The following is a 14,513-nucleotide window of genomic DNA, read 5'->3' on the forward strand; positions in this document are numbered from 1 at the left end:
CAACCATGCGTTCATCGGGACGTAGGCAAACGAACCGTATCGGGATTGAATCTAGTGGCCGACACGAAGTTGATTCTCAATAGCGAATTGATGCGGTGACGTTCCTGTCATCCGGCGGAAAGAGGTTATAAACGAACTCGCGCTGTGGTAGCCGACCTTGGTAGCGATGGCGTCTATCCCGTGGCCCTCGCGCATCATCGCAATTGCCCGGATAATGCGGCACCGGCGGCGCCAGTCAACAAAGGTAAGCCCCGTTTCGTCTTTGAAACGGCGGATGAATGTTCGGCCTGGTATGTCCAGCTTCGTGCACCATTCCTCCATGCTGCGTCGGTCGTTTGGATGGTTGTAGATTGCGGACGCCAGGTTGCGGAGGGCCTGATTTCGAGGAAGTGGCAAATGCAGCCGATCGGGCTCGCCTTCTGCTATTTCATCGAGCAGAACTTCGAACAAGTTGCCTTCGCGTAGACTGGAACGGGTAACCGTCCTCAGCCTATCTACGACCGCCAAGATCAAGTTTGTCCCTTTCATCACGAACGAGGAACTAGGAAGCCTCCTGCACAGGTTTTCGTCGATCATAAAACTTGTGCCTTCTACATGTCCCAGCGTTTCGGTTTCATGTACTTCGTTTGGCGGTATCCAGCAGGGCTTGTAGGGCGTCATCAGCCAAGCGCTGCTTGCCGTCGTAAAATTGCACAGACCTTTCCGAAGGAGAAAAAGCTGCCCTTCGGCATGCCTGTGTTTCATTTTGTACGGACTCATTTCGCGGTGAAAATCCCGCATCGTTATCATATCGAAGTCCCTACTAGACTCGGCCGCTTGGCGATATCAATAAAAAAAGGAGTATTATTGACGTATATAGCCAACCCCTATATCGGTTGTCCACTGTCAGATTTCGGAAACTTGTCATGGAAGCGATTGAGTACGAGCGAGAAAAGCTCGAAATGTTTCTCGGTCGGTGGGAAGGGAGGGGGACAATCCATTCAAACCCCTGGGGAGGCGCTGGGCCGACTCAGACCGCGTGGTGGTTTCACTGGGACGAGCCCCGAGTATTCCTGTTGTGCGATTGCCGTGAGGAACGAAGCGATGGATCAGTCTTCTCCGCGCATGGCGTACTTGGAATTGATCCCGTAATGCGCGATCCATTATGGTGGATCTTCGACTCGTACGGCTACCCGCCTATGGATCCGGCTCGTGGTAGTTGGGACGAGCAAACCCTACATCTCGTCAAAACAACGGCGCGGGGTACCGGCCGGACCTCATTTTCCAGACGAAAGGACTGTCTCGAATGCGTGGTCGAAAGCCGTGGCATCGACGAAGCGAAATTTGTCCGTGTCATGTCCGGATCATTTTGCAGAACCGGCGACTAAGCTCTTCAACGACCGGTCGCAACTCCGAACGGCGGTCAGTCTCGTCCAGGCAGGAACAACGACTGAAGCCGCCTGACAGCTTAGGCTTTTGCGCTCCACCGCATCCGAGGATCTTCACATGCGTGCAGGCTTGATCGCTACGGCGTTGATAGGGTGAATGATGCAGTCGCACGATCAATATCGTCACGCTGCGGCAAAACGAAAGGAGCCGTCAAAGATCATATCGAAGGCGAGCAAGTAATTCGCCAAATCCCGGTTGGAAGTTGTAAGTCATCGCTCGCTTTAGCCTGTTTTCGGCTCATGCAATTACTCTGGACGAGGAAACCTCAGGCCGAAACACTTAAGGAGCTGTCGAAATATTGGCGGCCTGTAATCGGAAAGAAAGCGCAATGTCGTCACTTGATAAAATTATTGCAGAAAATATGGTGTGCGCCACTATCAATGCGGTGCACGATGCCGCCTCGCCCACAATCCGAGCCTTTCTAGCGGCGCATCAACCGGATCGTAGCTTGACTTTCCACATCTCGATACCCTCGACAGATGCCGAAGGCTGCTATGCGCGAATGCTGGACAGTGCGGGGGTTACGCTGAGTAGAACGAGTATTGGCCGTTTCATCGGAACTGCTACTTGCGGAAATTGGACTAAGTTGCTGATCGACCACGGCGAGCTTTTGGAGCGCCATTCAATCGCGCTTTGCCCGGTTCGCCCGGGATGCTCGTAAGACCGCGCCGTCAACGGCATCGATCAGGATATCAAGCTCAACAAGGCTCTGTGGCTCCTCGGCGAAAGGATGGCGGCGCTGAAGGCGTGAGCAGGCGAGCATATGCGCCGATGAGGCGGCGCATCCACCTGTCCTCGCCCGCATTCGTCTGCCCAAGTGAAGGAACTGTGACCTACAAGGGAGGCCGATCAGCCCGGCGCTGCGTGTGCCTGTCCCTTACCGCTACCCAAGCGGTGCGGGCCAGGACGAGGGATGCCCCTGAGGCCCCATCCCTCGCGCTCCCTTCCCACCCGTCAAATTCAGGATTGAGAGGAGAGATCGTCCTGATCGCCGGCCCTGTCGAGCTGTTTGCGGATATAGGCTTCGATGTAGTCGAACACTTCGACCGCACCAGCATCCGTCTCTATCAGATCGATCGGTCGACGGCCGCCGAGTTGCACGCTCTCTCTGCGCGCCCATTTCAAAATTTCGCCTTCGGTGCGCAGCACCGGGCGGGCCATCTCCAGCATTTTCGTGAGGTGATGCGGCTTCGGATACCATGAATGCGGTTTGATGCTGGCCCGCCGGCGGCCGGGGACGACATCCGGCAACGGCGACGCCCGCAACTCATCTTCCGAGATATGCCGCCTGACCCAGTGAGCCAGCTTCGCCAGCGACACGTTTGCCTCGCGTTCAAGATCGCCGCCCGCGCCGACTTTGCGCGTCGGGATCACCAGGCCGCGAACGATGTGGGGGCAACGCGCCTGCAACATCTCCAGAGCCGGTGCAAGGTCGGTGTCATTGGTGACCAGCACCACCTGGTCGACCTCGCCGCTCAGGGCGTCGTCGTAGAGATGAAGCGCCAGGTTCACATCCGACTGCTTCTCCTCGAGTTTCCAGACCTGGATCTTGTCGCAATCGCGTGGCCAGCGCTTTGGATCGTCTGCGGGAACGATATGCTGGTTGGCCTTGTAGAGAGAATAATGGCCCATCACGAAGGACAGCCTGCCACCACAATGCGTCGTCAGGGCATTGTGGTATTGGGCCTGCGAAGACACCGAATCTTCGCCCTTGGCAGCGCTTTCGATGATCTTGGCCGTGAAATACTTGATCGCGCTGTCCGGATGCAGCGTCATCGTCGCCGGCTCGGCGCCCGGCGCTGGCCTATAGAGGATCGACGGCAGGATTTGCGTTTCGAACAGGGCGAGAACGTCGAGCCATTTGAACGCTGTTTTGCGCAGGCAGCCGTAGTAAAGATTGTAGCCGTCGATATAGACGCGTGTTGTAACGCCGGCACTCCCTACCCCCAAGGCAAAAAAAACCGGCTTGCGCCGGCTTTTTACCCCAACCGCCCGGAGCCCATGTCTCTCAGGATGCTGGATTAGTTGTTAGCTCTCAACATAGTGTCGAGTGGCCCTCTCGTCAACCGACATTAGCGGCTCACCACGCGCTGAAGCCGGCAGCTTCGCCGTGAATCCACCTAAAATAGGCGTTCTTCCTGCAACGGAATGACACGGTCCTCCCCGGGCAGTGAGTCAGGAGAGGGGCCCGGCCCGTTCCGGGCCGCATGTTTGTATCCGCCCCATGACATCGCCGGCCAGGCCGGTCAAGCGGCCCGTGAAGCCGGTCCATCTTCGGCGCCAGTCCGTAGGCGGACCCGAGAAGACTTCCCACCTTCCGCGCCACGCCACTTGACAGTCCCACCCGCCGCCGCGGGACGGGCTTTCGACCCCGATATCTTCAACACTGACCAAGGATCGCAGTTCACCTCGGTGGACTTCACGGCCGTGCTGAAGAAGGCGGAAATCGCCATCTCGATGGATGGCAAGGGTACGTGGCGGGACGACGTGTTCGTTGAACGGCTCTGGCGTTCGATCAAATACGAGGAAGTCTACCTCCACGCCGACAAGACAGTATCCGAGGCCCGCGTCGGCATCGGCCGATATCTGACCTTTTACAATAGCCGATGCCCACATTCGTCCCTTGACCGGCAGACGCCGGATCAGGCCTGCTTCAACGCGCTGACACCCAATGAGGGTCGCGGCACAATCAAGGCGAAAATCCACTTAGCGAAATGCCCAAAACTGTTCAGACAAACCGAGGTACCTCTAAGTTGGAAGGCCGTGGTTTTTGTACAGACGCTTCACATCTTGGCCAATTCGTAAGCAGTCAGATCTTTTGAACGACCCGCCTATGATCGGCTCAGTTCGCCGGAAAGACGTTTCGCAATTCGGCCGATGACGATAAGCGCTGCTGTCGTCCCCGCGAGTGCGCAACCGGCGACCATGTTGCCTTGAATGCTGAATCTCTCGTTGAGAAACCCGCCAGCGAGCGCTCCCACCGCGATAGAAATCTGAAAGACACTGACGAACGCCGCTCCGCTGATTTCGCGGCGATCCTGAGCGGCCGTTAGCAACCAAACCTGCAAGCAGATGGGAATACCTCCGAACGCAATTCCCCACACGATTATACTGAATGCGGCCACTAGAGAGCTGTGAGTAAGGGTAAGCGCAAGCAGTGAAAGACCTAATAGAAGTGAGTACAACAGCGCCATTTGGCGGAAATACGTTTGTACGTATTCTCCAGATATGGTGTTCGATATAAGTCCTGCGCATCCAAAAGCAAAGAACGCCCATGGAGAAATTCCATTGGGTACTTGCAATTCCCCAATGAGAGAAGCGAGGAAAGTGTAGGCAATGAAATGGCCCGAAATTAAAAGAGAGGTTGCGGCCAGCCCCTCGGCGAAATTTGGTATGCGGAGAAGCTCCCAAAGAGAAGAATAATGGAATTTGTTCTGTGGTTGCAGTTTTGGAAGCAAAAACAATTGGGCTAGTGCGATGGAAATCGCGATAGTGCCGAAAACCAAGAGAGCTGCTCGCCAACTTTGTGCCTGTATAATGGCGGACGCAAGCGGCAACCCGATGACGCTGCCGGCGGAAGCTCCGCCGAACACGATCGCAATTGCTCGACCTTTTAGATGCTGTGGCACCAACCTCGCGGCGGAAGTCGCTCCGATCGACCAGAAGCCACCGATAGATACTCCAAGAACTAACCGCCCTAACAAAAGAAGCGTGAGACCACCACTAAATGCGCCGACCATATCGGCAACGAACGTAAGCAGCATCATTGCCAGCAGTAGCGTCTTTCGGTCTGCTTGTGACCAACAGAAAAGAGGTGCCGCGATGGCCGCCGCGAGGGCCGGAAGCGTTACTGCAAGGCCAACTGATCCCGCGTCTATCGCATAGTCCCGAGCTATGACAGGAAGAGCAGCGATCGGCGCGAGTTCACTCGATACCAAAGCAAAGGTTCCGAAGCATAGTGACCAAACTCCCCCCCATCCTCGTAACTCTTGTTGCTGCGTTACATTTTTAAATATCTCTTTGTTCATCATTTACTCCGAGCGTTCGTGTCGCAATGCGATTGAGCCAATCGGCGTGGCACTCACGCTTAACTCTCTATCGCCGCAGAGTGTTGGCGATAAAAGCACCAGGTAAACCACCCGAATCTTGCTGACCTTGACCTGATGAGGTGGACGACCCCCGCTCCAGCACCGCTGTGCCATACCGAGATTTTCCACCATCGCACGGTCGCTGGCCGGGCCCCGGAGAGAGGCTCTCAACCGGGCCGGTTGACCATGTAAACTCGCTCGCGAGCGAACGCTGGCGAGAAGCCGATTGAATGCTAGACCGAATGCCGAACAGTACGGCTGATATGCTATTGCAGTGGCTGCTTATGGTGACAGTCAGGATATGGCTGCATCCGGCTATCGGCCCAAAGCTCTCATCCGTGGGGACATTCGACCGAACGATTGTTCGATCTGCGTTCGCTGAAAAGCTGGCTGGAGATCCACACTGCGAGCGCAAACCCGCTGAAAGCTGCTCCCAAGATGGTAATCCCCGACCAGCCGTCCCGCGCGTAGGTTGCCGTTGCGGCGATCGCACCCAGAGCGCTGCCAATCGAGTAAAAGATCATGTAGCCTCCAATTAGGCGGCCACTCTTGTGCGGATGCACGCTCACCACGACGCTGAGGTTGGTCACGTGGACGGCTTGGACTGCCAAGTCGAGCGCGAACACGCCAACTAACAGCACTGAAATGGAGAGTGGAAGGAAAGCGATCAGACCCCAGGATGCGAGTATGAGCGCCAGAGAAATTCCGGTCGTCCATCGACCGTAGCCTTTATCTGCAAGTCTTCCAGCGGATGTTGCTCCAATCGCACCTGCCAGTCCAACCAATCCGAACAGCCCAATCAAGGTATGTGAATATGAAAATGGCGGAGCGCTGAGTGGAAGCACCAGCGAGGTCCAGAACGTGCTGAAGGATGCAAAGATCAGAAGCGCGAGAATGCCTCGAAAGAGCAGAATCGGCTCGCGCAGGAACGTGGATGGAACGGAGACGAGAGCGTTGAGATATGTTTCGGAATGCCGCTCTGCCGCTCGCCCTGGCAGCACCTGCACAAGGATACCGACGATCGCGACCGTGAGCAGCGCAGATGTCAGATAAACCGTCCGCCATCCGCCGAAATCGGCAATCGTGCCGGCAACGGATCGAGCTGCGAGGATGCCGGTTACGACGCCGCTGGTGACCGTGCCTACCACGCCGGCGCGTTGAACCGGCGTCGCCAGGGCCGCGGCCTGGGCAACGAGTATCTGAACGAGAACAGCCAGCAATCCGACCGCGCTCATGCCAGCGAACAGTATCGTCTTGGCCCCGGCCGTCGCCACGACGATAAGAGCGATCGCCGAAAGCAGCCCTTGGATGATGGTAAGCTTTCGGCGGTCGGTGAGATCGGCGATCGGCACGATGAAGATCAAGCCCAGCCCGTATCCGACTTGCGTCAGCGTGACGACAAGACCGATGCTGGAGGACGAGATGCCGAGGTCATGCGCCATGAGATCGAGCAGGGGCTGAGCGTAATAGATATTGGCCACACTCACGCCTGCTGCCACCGCGATGATCAGCGTCTGTACTCTCGACAACCCATGTGCTGGAACCCTGTTCGCGGCATCTGCTGTGTTCTCACTCATCGTGGCTGCTCCTCGTGGTTTCAACTCATTTGACGTTGAAACCACTTGGCTCACCTCAAAGCTAGTTCTAAGATAGAACCAGTTTGGATTGGAGATCGATAGCGATGGTGAAACGGGTTAGTCTTTGGAATGCCGGGTGCCCGGTCGCGCGTTCTCTTGATGCAATCGGCGACTGGTGGTCGCTTTTGATCATCCGCGACGCTTTCGACGGCAAGCGTCGTTTTGGCGAGTTCCAGAACGGGCTGGGCATAAGCAAAGGGGTGTTGTCGACCCGATTGCGCGACCTTGCGAAGCGAGGGATTTTCGAAACCGTGCCAGCCTCGGATGGAACCGCATACCGCGAATACGTCCTCACGGCAAAGGGACGCGGTCTGTTCCCCGTTATCGTTGCACTCCGACAATGGGGTGAAGATTACCTGTTCACTGACGGGGAGGATCGTTCCTCGCTTGTGGACCGAGAAAAACGCGCGCCAGTCGCTCGGCTTGAGGTCCGATCCGCCGATGGTCGCTCTCTTGTCTGGAGCGACACTCAGGTAACAGGCTGATGTCGCTCGGGAACGAGCGTGTGTATGACCGCTGCTTGCGGGTGCAGAGCGGTCTACTGTCAATCTCGCCTTTCGGCCGCCAACAGCGGTCGTGGGGGTCCTGTCACGCAGGTGCAGCGCTGGACGCAGAAAAGGCGAACGGGCACTGTGCGAAAGAATTCTACTCGGGTGGGGCTACGTTGCTGATCAAGCAAAACCCCGCTGCTTTTGTTGCCTAAGTGTGTCGCTTATCCGACTGACCAAAGCATGCCAAAAGATTTTCGCAGCCCATGGCACCGAAGTTATGCTCCGTGGCTGCTTAGCGCGACTCGATATCCGCTTTCGGCCGCTCTCTCGATTGCGTCGATAACCCGGTGTATTCCGACCGCATCCTCGAAACTTGGTGCAGTACGAGTGCCGTTCCGCAGATCCTTGGCCATTCTGGCATAGAGACGTGCGACATTCCCAGCTTCCACGTCCTCAGGCCAACCGGTTCGGTATGAGGCCGGAATCTCAAGCGCACGAAATGCGTTCTCTGCGCCGCGTCCACCCGTCAGTGAAAGCTGCACCATTTGTATGTGGCCGGATGAACCTGACACCCGAATGTCGCCCTCCGTCCCGTGAATTTCCCAAAACAATCCATTGCCGTCCCGCGATGCGCCGCCGCGATAGTGAATCGAAATGGGGGCGCCGCTGGCCAAAATCCCACTCACTAAAACCTGGTCAGGTGCCGATGCTGGTAGCATTTCGCCGGTGTCGATTGCCATCGCCGTGGGTCTCCGTGTTGCCACTACAGCAGAAACTTCCGCGACTTCGCCAAGCACATCCCTTAGCGCCGCCAGTGTGTGCCCCAGGGGGATCGTGAGCAGAGTCGCACCGTTGGCGCGGTCCAGCAAATACCCGTAGGTTTTCGTGTCAGGGATGGTGCCGCCGCCCAGTGCAGTTCCGCCTCGCGCGACCAAGGTGGTCGACAGCACCTCACCGACAAAGCCGTCGAGGATCAAATGTCTCAGATAGTCGATCTCAGGCGCGATGCGCGCCTGAGTCCCGACCACTCCCAGCACTCCTTTTGCCTTGGCGAGAGACGCCATTTCGCGGGCTTCGGCCAGTCCATTGCCAAGCGGCCATTCGCAATAGACATGTTTGCCCGCTTCGATCGCAGCTTTCACAATTTCAAGGTGCGGGGGTACCTTCACCGCGACGGTGACAATGTCGACGTCTGGCGCGGCGATCATCTCGGCAACGCTGGCGAAGGCTTTCGGAATTCCCAGCTCGTCTGCGGCGGCTTGAGCACTGGCTTTGCTGGAATTGGCAATCCCAACGATTTCGAAGGTGTCCGAGAGCGTTCGCAATGCGGGAATGTGTGCCCGCGCAGCCCAGCTTCTTCCAGGCTGCACGCCAACGATGCCGATTTTGAAACGTTGTCCGGTCATGATGCTCGCTCTCTCGTGGTAAAAATCCTGATGCCCGAAAACTACCTGGATGCGTTCCCTGCGAAAATTCGGTATATGTGCAAAGGATCATGGAGATTTTGCACAGATGGTCGACTGGGAAGACATCCGTCATTTCCTTGCCGTTGCTCAAAGCGGTACGCTATCTGGCGCTGCCCGCGGCCTAAAGGTGGACCACGCGACTGTCAGCAGGCGGCTTGCCGCGCTGGAGGCTGAACTTGACGTGAAGCTGGTGGATCGACTGCCGCGATCCTGCGCCTTACTAGCTTGGGCAGGCAGGTGCTCGAGCGGGCCTTGGAGATGGAGACTTCGGCCCATAGCATCGCTCGTCTGGCGAAAGCCGCTCATGTCCCGCTTTTTGGCAGGATCACACTTAGCGCGCCGCCAGTGCTCGTCACGCATCTTCTGACAGAGCGTTTGACCCGCTTCCGGGCGGAGTATCCCGATATCCGGCTCTCGCTTTCCGCGCAAGCACAGCGTGTTTCGCTCAGCCGACGGGAGGCCGATGTCGCTGTGCGGTTCGTCAGGCCGAATGAAACCGGTAGCGTCACGCGGAAGATCGGCACAATGGCCTTCGGCCTCTATGCGCACCGATCCTATGCACATTTAGCCGCACCCGAACGCTGGGAGTTCATAGCCTGGGACCAAACTTTTGCCGATACGCCAGCACAATCGTGGTTGCTGGATATTGCCGGCGGGCGCCCGGTCGTTTGCGAACTGACTTACTCAAGCGAGCACCTGATCGCGGTGCGGGCCGGGGTGGGCGTAGCAGCCCTGCCTTGTTTTATCGGTGAACGCGACCGCGATCTCGTTCGGATCGAGGAGGGCGCTCCGTACTTCGCGCGCGACATATGGCTAGTGGTTCACGGTGACCTGCAAAAAACTCCAGCGGTGCGCGCAGTGATGGATTTCGTAGTAGCTGTCGTCTCCGATTATCCTGATCTGGCGGTCCGATAGGGATTTCCGGCGAGGGCGACCGAGGACCGCTCAACAAGTAGGAACGTCTTGGTCAAGTAGCTAATCAAAAGGTGACCGAAGCAATCGTCCCTCTTGAAACGCGGTCGCCTCCCGCCGGACCTTTACGATCGGTGCCGGCGGAAGGGTCGGCCTGCTCGAGGATCGTCCGGTATTCGTCGCCATTGCCATCCGGCGGCCGATTTTCCGGCGAGCAGGCGCGTCGGCCGGATTTCCTGACGCCCTATCTGACGACCATTCGGGCGACCGGTGGATTGAGCGACCTGTCGTTCTTTTCCGTTCAGGAATCGGGATCCGGGACGGCTGCCGTCCAGGGAGCAAGGGTGAAAACGGCCAATGCGATCAAGGCTCATTTTGCGTCGTTCCGCTCAGGCGCTTCGCCCGAGAGTTTCGGGCATCTTTCCTTCGCATGCGCTCAAGGCTAATTGGATCCACGACAAACTGTCTACGGGCCGATACAGAACCATCCGAAGCTCGATGGACAGCGGGTGTCGAACGCCATGGAGTATTGATGTGACCATTCAAATGACTGCGGATTCTATCGGATGCCTCCTGGGCAATCAGCGCCTTGCCGAGCAACTGGCCTTCATTCTGGAAGTCGAAAAGCTGAAGACAGTCTTGCGCAGAACCCCTCTGCTGGATCGCTCGCGCGTCGAGAACGACGCCGAGCACACATGGCAATTGGCGGTGATGGCGATGGTGCTGGCTGAGCATTCCGACGAACCTCTCGATATTCTGCGTGTACTCAGGATGCTGCTCATCCATGATGTCGTGGAGATCGATGCCGGGGACACCTTTGCCTACGATAGCGTCGGTGCCGCCAATCAGGCCGAAAGGGAGCTGAAGGCTGCGGAGCGGATATTCGTATTGCTGCCCCAGGACCAAGCGGAAGAGTTCCGGGCGCTGTGGGACGAATTCGAGGCGAAGGTTTCTGCGGAATCACGGTTCGCTAACGCCATCGATCGCTTGCAGCCCTTGTTGCACAACTTCTTCACGGACGGCGGCACCTGGCCTGCCGCGGGTGTCACGACGACCGACGTGCATCGACGCATGCGGCCGATCGGTGTGGCCTCCGAGACCTTGGGAAGCCTCAGCACCAGACTCATAGAACTTGCTGTCGAGCGAGGCATCCTTGCCCCAGCGCCTGGGTCGAAAGCGGACGCGTGATGCCGTGGCCATCTCGGCCACCGCACTTCCTGGGTCTGGGACGATTGTCGTCTAGGCACGACCGGTGGAGAAGACCAGGTCGGCGCTTACGTCGCGCTGTTCCAGCGCAACAGGCGAACGGTCCTCCTTCTCTGTGGGCATGGGTCCTGAACCCCTTTGAGCGATGTCTCCCACCTTACAGCTGAAATGATGGACGTGGGGGAAATGGCTCCGGTATTAGCAGCGCGATCGAGCGGCTTTGCGCCCTAACGTCGGCCGTAGAGACCAACCTGCCCGCTGCCCCAAGACAGACGTCACCAGCGATTGGGTGGGACGACCTGATTGCGCTATAAATAGCGACAAATGCTGCCCCAAACCGGGCGTTAAACCAATCTGCCCCAAAACGCTGCATACATTAAGGCACCAGGACATCGTAATGAGACACGAAATCACTAAATTTTCATTCCAGCAGGTTGATGTTTTTTCCTCCAAAGCTTTGCTGGGCAATCCGCTGGCGGTTGTCATTGGAGCAGATTCCTTGACCGCATCTGAGATGGCTGCTTTCGCGCGCTGGACGAACCTTAGCGAAACGACTTTCCTTCTACAGCCGAGGTCGGTAGATGCCGATTACCGCGTTCGCATCTTTACACCCGTTGCTGAGTTGCCCTTCGCAGGCCACCCCACTTTGGGGAGCTGCCACACATGGCTGTCGTCCGGTGGAAGGCCAAAGAGTGGTGAGATTGTCCAGGAGTGCGAGGCGGGACTAGTCCACATTCGGCGCAACAATGGACGACTTTCTTTCGAAGCCCCCGAACTGCGGCGATCAGGCCCGGTGGAACTCGACACACTGACGCTAGTCCTCAAAGGTCTGCGATTGACAACCGATGACATCGTCGATGCCAACTGGGTGGACAATGGCCCTGGCTGGCTCGCTGTCCAACTGCGATCCAGGGCTGACGTCCTCGCGCTTCGTCCGGATTTCGCCATCCTGTCTGGATTACGGGTCGGTGTCGTTGCCCCCTGGGATCTAACAAAGGATGGGCGGGAAGCGGATTTCGAGGTGCGTGCCTTTTCCGCGGCCGGTTTTGAAGACCCGGTAACCGGCAGCTTAAATGCAGGCATCGCTCAATGGTTGATTGGTAACGGCATCGCTTCTTCATCATACATTGCCAGCCAAGGTACCGTCCTTGGACGGGAAGGACGTGTTCATGTGGAGCTGGTCGAAGATCGGATCTGGGTCGGTGGCGACGTTACAACTTGCATAGAGGGCGTCGCATCCCTTTAAAGTGCTGGTTATAAGCTAGCTGGCCGCCATGATCGCATCGCTATCGATGATTTTCGCAAAGTCGGATTTGAGATGAGCTATCGTTACTTCGAAAATCACACGCGCGGATAGCTGCTCGTGCGGCATGTCAAAACCCATGACGGTGTCACGGACGACGATCATCGCGCACGCCGGGAAGCTGCCGTTCTCAGAGCGGTTGCCGAGACCGTCGCGCGGGTGAATAAACTATGGCGATCGCAGCCAGAGCGAGAGGCCGTTCCCGCGGAGGTTCTTTAGCGGATCGATGCACATGTGCAACTGATGACGCCAATTCTTGGCACGTGTGCGGACTGAACCCCCGGCCCAGCGGGATGACGCTCTGTCCTAGCCATCGCGCCAGTTTTCCTTACGCATCTTCACGCGTTGCCAGAGACCGTCGCCAATAACCCTGAGCGACGGCACGTCCTGGACGACATGGTAGCTCGGCAGCCCGTAAGGCGACCACATCGATGGCGGCGCGCTTTTGCCTGGCTGATGGCGGCGTCCAAACGCACTGCTACCGCGGTCCCGGCCGGATGAAGACCAGAGAAGCATGATCACATTCAGGCGATATGCGTACATCCACTTTCCTGAGCCTTGGTCAGGGTGTGGGCGCAACATTAGGTGGTGGCAGGAGACGGCCCTGCAACAGCCGGCAAATCGTCCCAGCTGTTAGAATGAGCATGAACAGGTTCGCGAAACCGAATAGGACCGGTGCTAGATAGAGGATGACGCCGTCGTCTCCGAGAGCGATAAGGCGGATCGGCGCGATTGCAAGCGCCGTTACGCCGAAGCTGAACGCCCAATAGGACGGCGCGAAGGGTTCTTTCAGGATCCAGGGCAGAAGCCGCAGCAAGATTAGGACCTGGAGAACGCCGTAGCCGATCATTGCGTGTACAAGGAGTATTGGTGCTTGTGGCGCTACCGCGATCAACGCCACCGCGCCGACTACCGGCGGCGCTAACTGGATGCCAAGGGTTGGCCGCAGGGCGCTTGTCAAAGTTGGTGCGGTGAGCAGCCGATGCAGCAGGGCGGATTCGATGGCCAGCCACGTGAAGAACCCCATGCCGAAGAAGAACGTGCCAAGATCCGCGAAGCCGAGCGCACCGCCAACTGTGCTGGCGACGAAGCTTCCGGCCACGCTCGGAAGATAGAGCACCGGTGTCGTCTGGATGATATCGCGCCCCCCCTTGCCATAGACCGCCTGTTCGCCAGATGGCAAAGCCGAACGTGAAGAGCGCGCCGCCGATATAAAGAGCAAGCGCCACTCCGTAGGAATAGGGCGCAAGTCCGCCGGCGACCAGCATCGTCGCCACGCCGACGAGCCCGACGAAGCAGCATTGGACTGGATGGGCGAGCTCGGCAAGCGCTACGTCGCGCGCAATAAGCCATTTGAGTGCGTAGAGTGACGTGAGGATCAGCCAGACAAATCCTGCCGTCAACATCACCAGTTCGCCGACGAAGACGGGAAGCGCCCAGACAACGTGTCCTGCACGCCAGGCGCCGCCGAGACCCGCTAATCCCAGCACCATGCCAAAGAGGCCGGCTGGCACCGTCGCGATGTTTGAACGTGTCATAATGCCCTCTCGATCGACAGCGGAAGCGGCCCTAGCGAGCGCCTGCCAAGAACTTATCGACCGTCTCGTCCGTGGTCCAGATGCGTTGGCCATGAAGCGATAGTTGATGAGCGCGGCGAGATAGCCGTCGCCGTCGGGAAGCTTCGGGGCCGCCACGGCGTCACGCACCACCGCGACCTCGAAGCCCGCTTCGAGCAAGTCGCGCATGTGCGAATCGACGCACACGTTGGCCAGCATCCCGGTGAGGATCACCCGGTTGATGCCCCGCTTGCCAAGCTAGAGCTTCAGATCGTTGGCCTGGGGACCATAAACCTTGTGGGGCGAGCAGATGATGGTCTTGCCGTCCTCAATGAAAGGCTTGAACTCCTCCATGAAGTCCGCACCCGAGCCGCGGAAGCTATCCACGGTATAGGGGCCATTGCGGTCGGAGGTGCCCGTCACGTG

General features: G+C 57.9%; 14 protein-coding genes and 2 pseudogenes. 6 read left to right on the forward strand and 10 right to left on the reverse strand.

The window, feature by feature from the left end; all coding sequences use genetic code 11:
* Positions 1–51: 51 nt before the first annotated feature.
* Entirely contained in the window at positions 52–789 is a 738-nt protein-coding gene (locus tag IB244_RS24640) for an AraC family transcriptional regulator (RefSeq protein WP_169681731.1), read from the reverse strand.
* A 1,599-nt stretch (positions 790–2,388) separates the two neighbouring features.
* The gene (locus IB244_RS24650; RefSeq protein ID WP_210334325.1) at positions 2,389–3,378 is read right to left on the reverse strand and encodes an NYN domain-containing protein; all 990 of its coding nucleotides are present in this window, start codon (positions 3,376–3,378) and stop codon (positions 2,389–2,391) included.
* Between the two features lie 417 nt (positions 3,379–3,795).
* Here IB244_RS24650 and IB244_RS24655 point away from each other — a divergent pair.
* Positions 3,796–4,092, forward strand: a pseudogene (locus IB244_RS24655) (transposase); the annotation flags it as partial.
* Between the two features lie 167 nt (positions 4,093–4,259).
* Here the strand turns inward: IB244_RS24655 and IB244_RS24660 are convergent.
* Complete coding sequence (locus IB244_RS24660) at positions 4,260–5,456, reverse strand: MFS transporter (protein ID WP_192241803.1); 1,197 nt, start codon at positions 5,454–5,456, stop codon at positions 4,260–4,262.
* A 392-nt stretch (positions 5,457–5,848) separates the two neighbouring features.
* Positions 5,849–7,093 (reverse strand): MFS transporter, encoded by a 1,245-nt coding sequence (locus IB244_RS24665; RefSeq protein WP_192305974.1) that lies wholly within the window; start codon positions 7,091–7,093, stop codon positions 5,849–5,851.
* A gap of 104 nt (positions 7,094–7,197) precedes the next feature.
* On the opposite strand from IB244_RS24665, the gene IB244_RS24670 reads away from it, so the two are divergent.
* Positions 7,198–7,638, forward strand: a complete 441-nt coding sequence (locus IB244_RS24670; protein WP_018858689.1) for a winged helix-turn-helix transcriptional regulator — start codon at positions 7,198–7,200, stop codon at positions 7,636–7,638.
* A gap of 281 nt (positions 7,639–7,919) precedes the next feature.
* On the opposite strand, the gene IB244_RS24675 is transcribed toward IB244_RS24670, so the two are convergent.
* Complete coding sequence (locus IB244_RS24675) at positions 7,920–9,050, reverse strand: Gfo/Idh/MocA family protein (protein ID WP_192305976.1); 1,131 nt, start codon at positions 9,048–9,050, stop codon at positions 7,920–7,922.
* Positions 9,051–9,156: 106 nt separating this feature from the next.
* Between IB244_RS24675 and IB244_RS32525 the strand changes: the two genes are divergently transcribed.
* The 4 genes from IB244_RS32525 (at position 9,157) to IB244_RS24690 (ending at position 12,474) form a co-directional block, all read left to right on the forward strand.
* Positions 9,157–9,477, forward strand: coding sequence for a LysR family transcriptional regulator (locus IB244_RS32525; protein ID WP_246734643.1), 321 nt, complete (start codon positions 9,157–9,159; stop codon positions 9,475–9,477).
* Complete coding sequence (locus tag IB244_RS24680; RefSeq protein ID WP_246734657.1) at positions 9,369–10,025, forward strand: LysR substrate-binding domain-containing protein; 657 nt, start codon at positions 9,369–9,371, stop codon at positions 10,023–10,025. The genes IB244_RS32525 and IB244_RS24680 overlap by 109 nt, the downstream gene beginning before the upstream one ends.
* A gap of 531 nt (positions 10,026–10,556) precedes the next feature.
* Entirely contained in the window at positions 10,557–11,210 is a 654-nt protein-coding gene (locus IB244_RS24685; RefSeq protein WP_192305978.1) for an HD domain-containing protein, read from the forward strand.
* 415 nt (positions 11,211–11,625) lie between these two features.
* A complete protein-coding gene (locus tag IB244_RS24690) occupies positions 11,626–12,474 on the forward strand; it encodes a PhzF family phenazine biosynthesis protein (RefSeq protein WP_192241796.1) in 849 nt (282 codons plus the stop codon).
* A 15-nt stretch (positions 12,475–12,489) separates the two neighbouring features.
* Here the strand turns inward: IB244_RS24690 and IB244_RS24695 are convergent, their stop codons facing one another.
* The 5 genes and pseudogenes from IB244_RS24695 to IB244_RS31920 all read right to left on the reverse strand — a co-directional run bounded on the left by IB244_RS24695 (position 12,490) and on the right by IB244_RS31920 (position 14,510).
* Entirely contained in the window at positions 12,490–12,636 is a 147-nt protein-coding gene (locus IB244_RS24695) for a hypothetical protein (protein ID WP_169681721.1), read from the reverse strand.
* A gap of 201 nt (positions 12,637–12,837) precedes the next feature.
* The gene (locus IB244_RS24700) at positions 12,838–13,074 is read right to left on the reverse strand and encodes a hypothetical protein (RefSeq protein ID WP_192305980.1); all 237 of its coding nucleotides are present in this window, start codon (positions 13,072–13,074) and stop codon (positions 12,838–12,840) included.
* Positions 13,075–13,093: 19 nt separating this feature from the next.
* Positions 13,094–13,744 carry a hypothetical protein gene (locus tag IB244_RS24705; protein ID WP_312867266.1) on the reverse strand — a complete coding sequence of 217 codons (651 nt, stop codon included), beginning with the start codon at positions 13,742–13,744 and terminating at the stop codon, positions 13,094–13,096.
* 7 nt (positions 13,745–13,751) lie between these two features.
* A pseudogene (locus IB244_RS32975) lies at positions 13,752–14,306 on the reverse strand (isochorismatase family protein); the annotation flags it as partial.
* 39 nt (positions 14,307–14,345) lie between these two features.
* Positions 14,346–14,510 (reverse strand): hypothetical protein, encoded by a 165-nt coding sequence (locus IB244_RS31920; protein WP_210258253.1) that lies wholly within the window; start codon positions 14,508–14,510, stop codon positions 14,346–14,348.
* Positions 14,511–14,513: the final 3 nt, after the last annotated feature.

This window comes from Rhizobium sp. RHZ02 (assembly GCF_014851575.1).
In the GTDB taxonomy this organism is placed as follows: domain Bacteria; phylum Pseudomonadota; class Alphaproteobacteria; order Rhizobiales; family Rhizobiaceae; genus Rhizobium; species Rhizobium altiplani.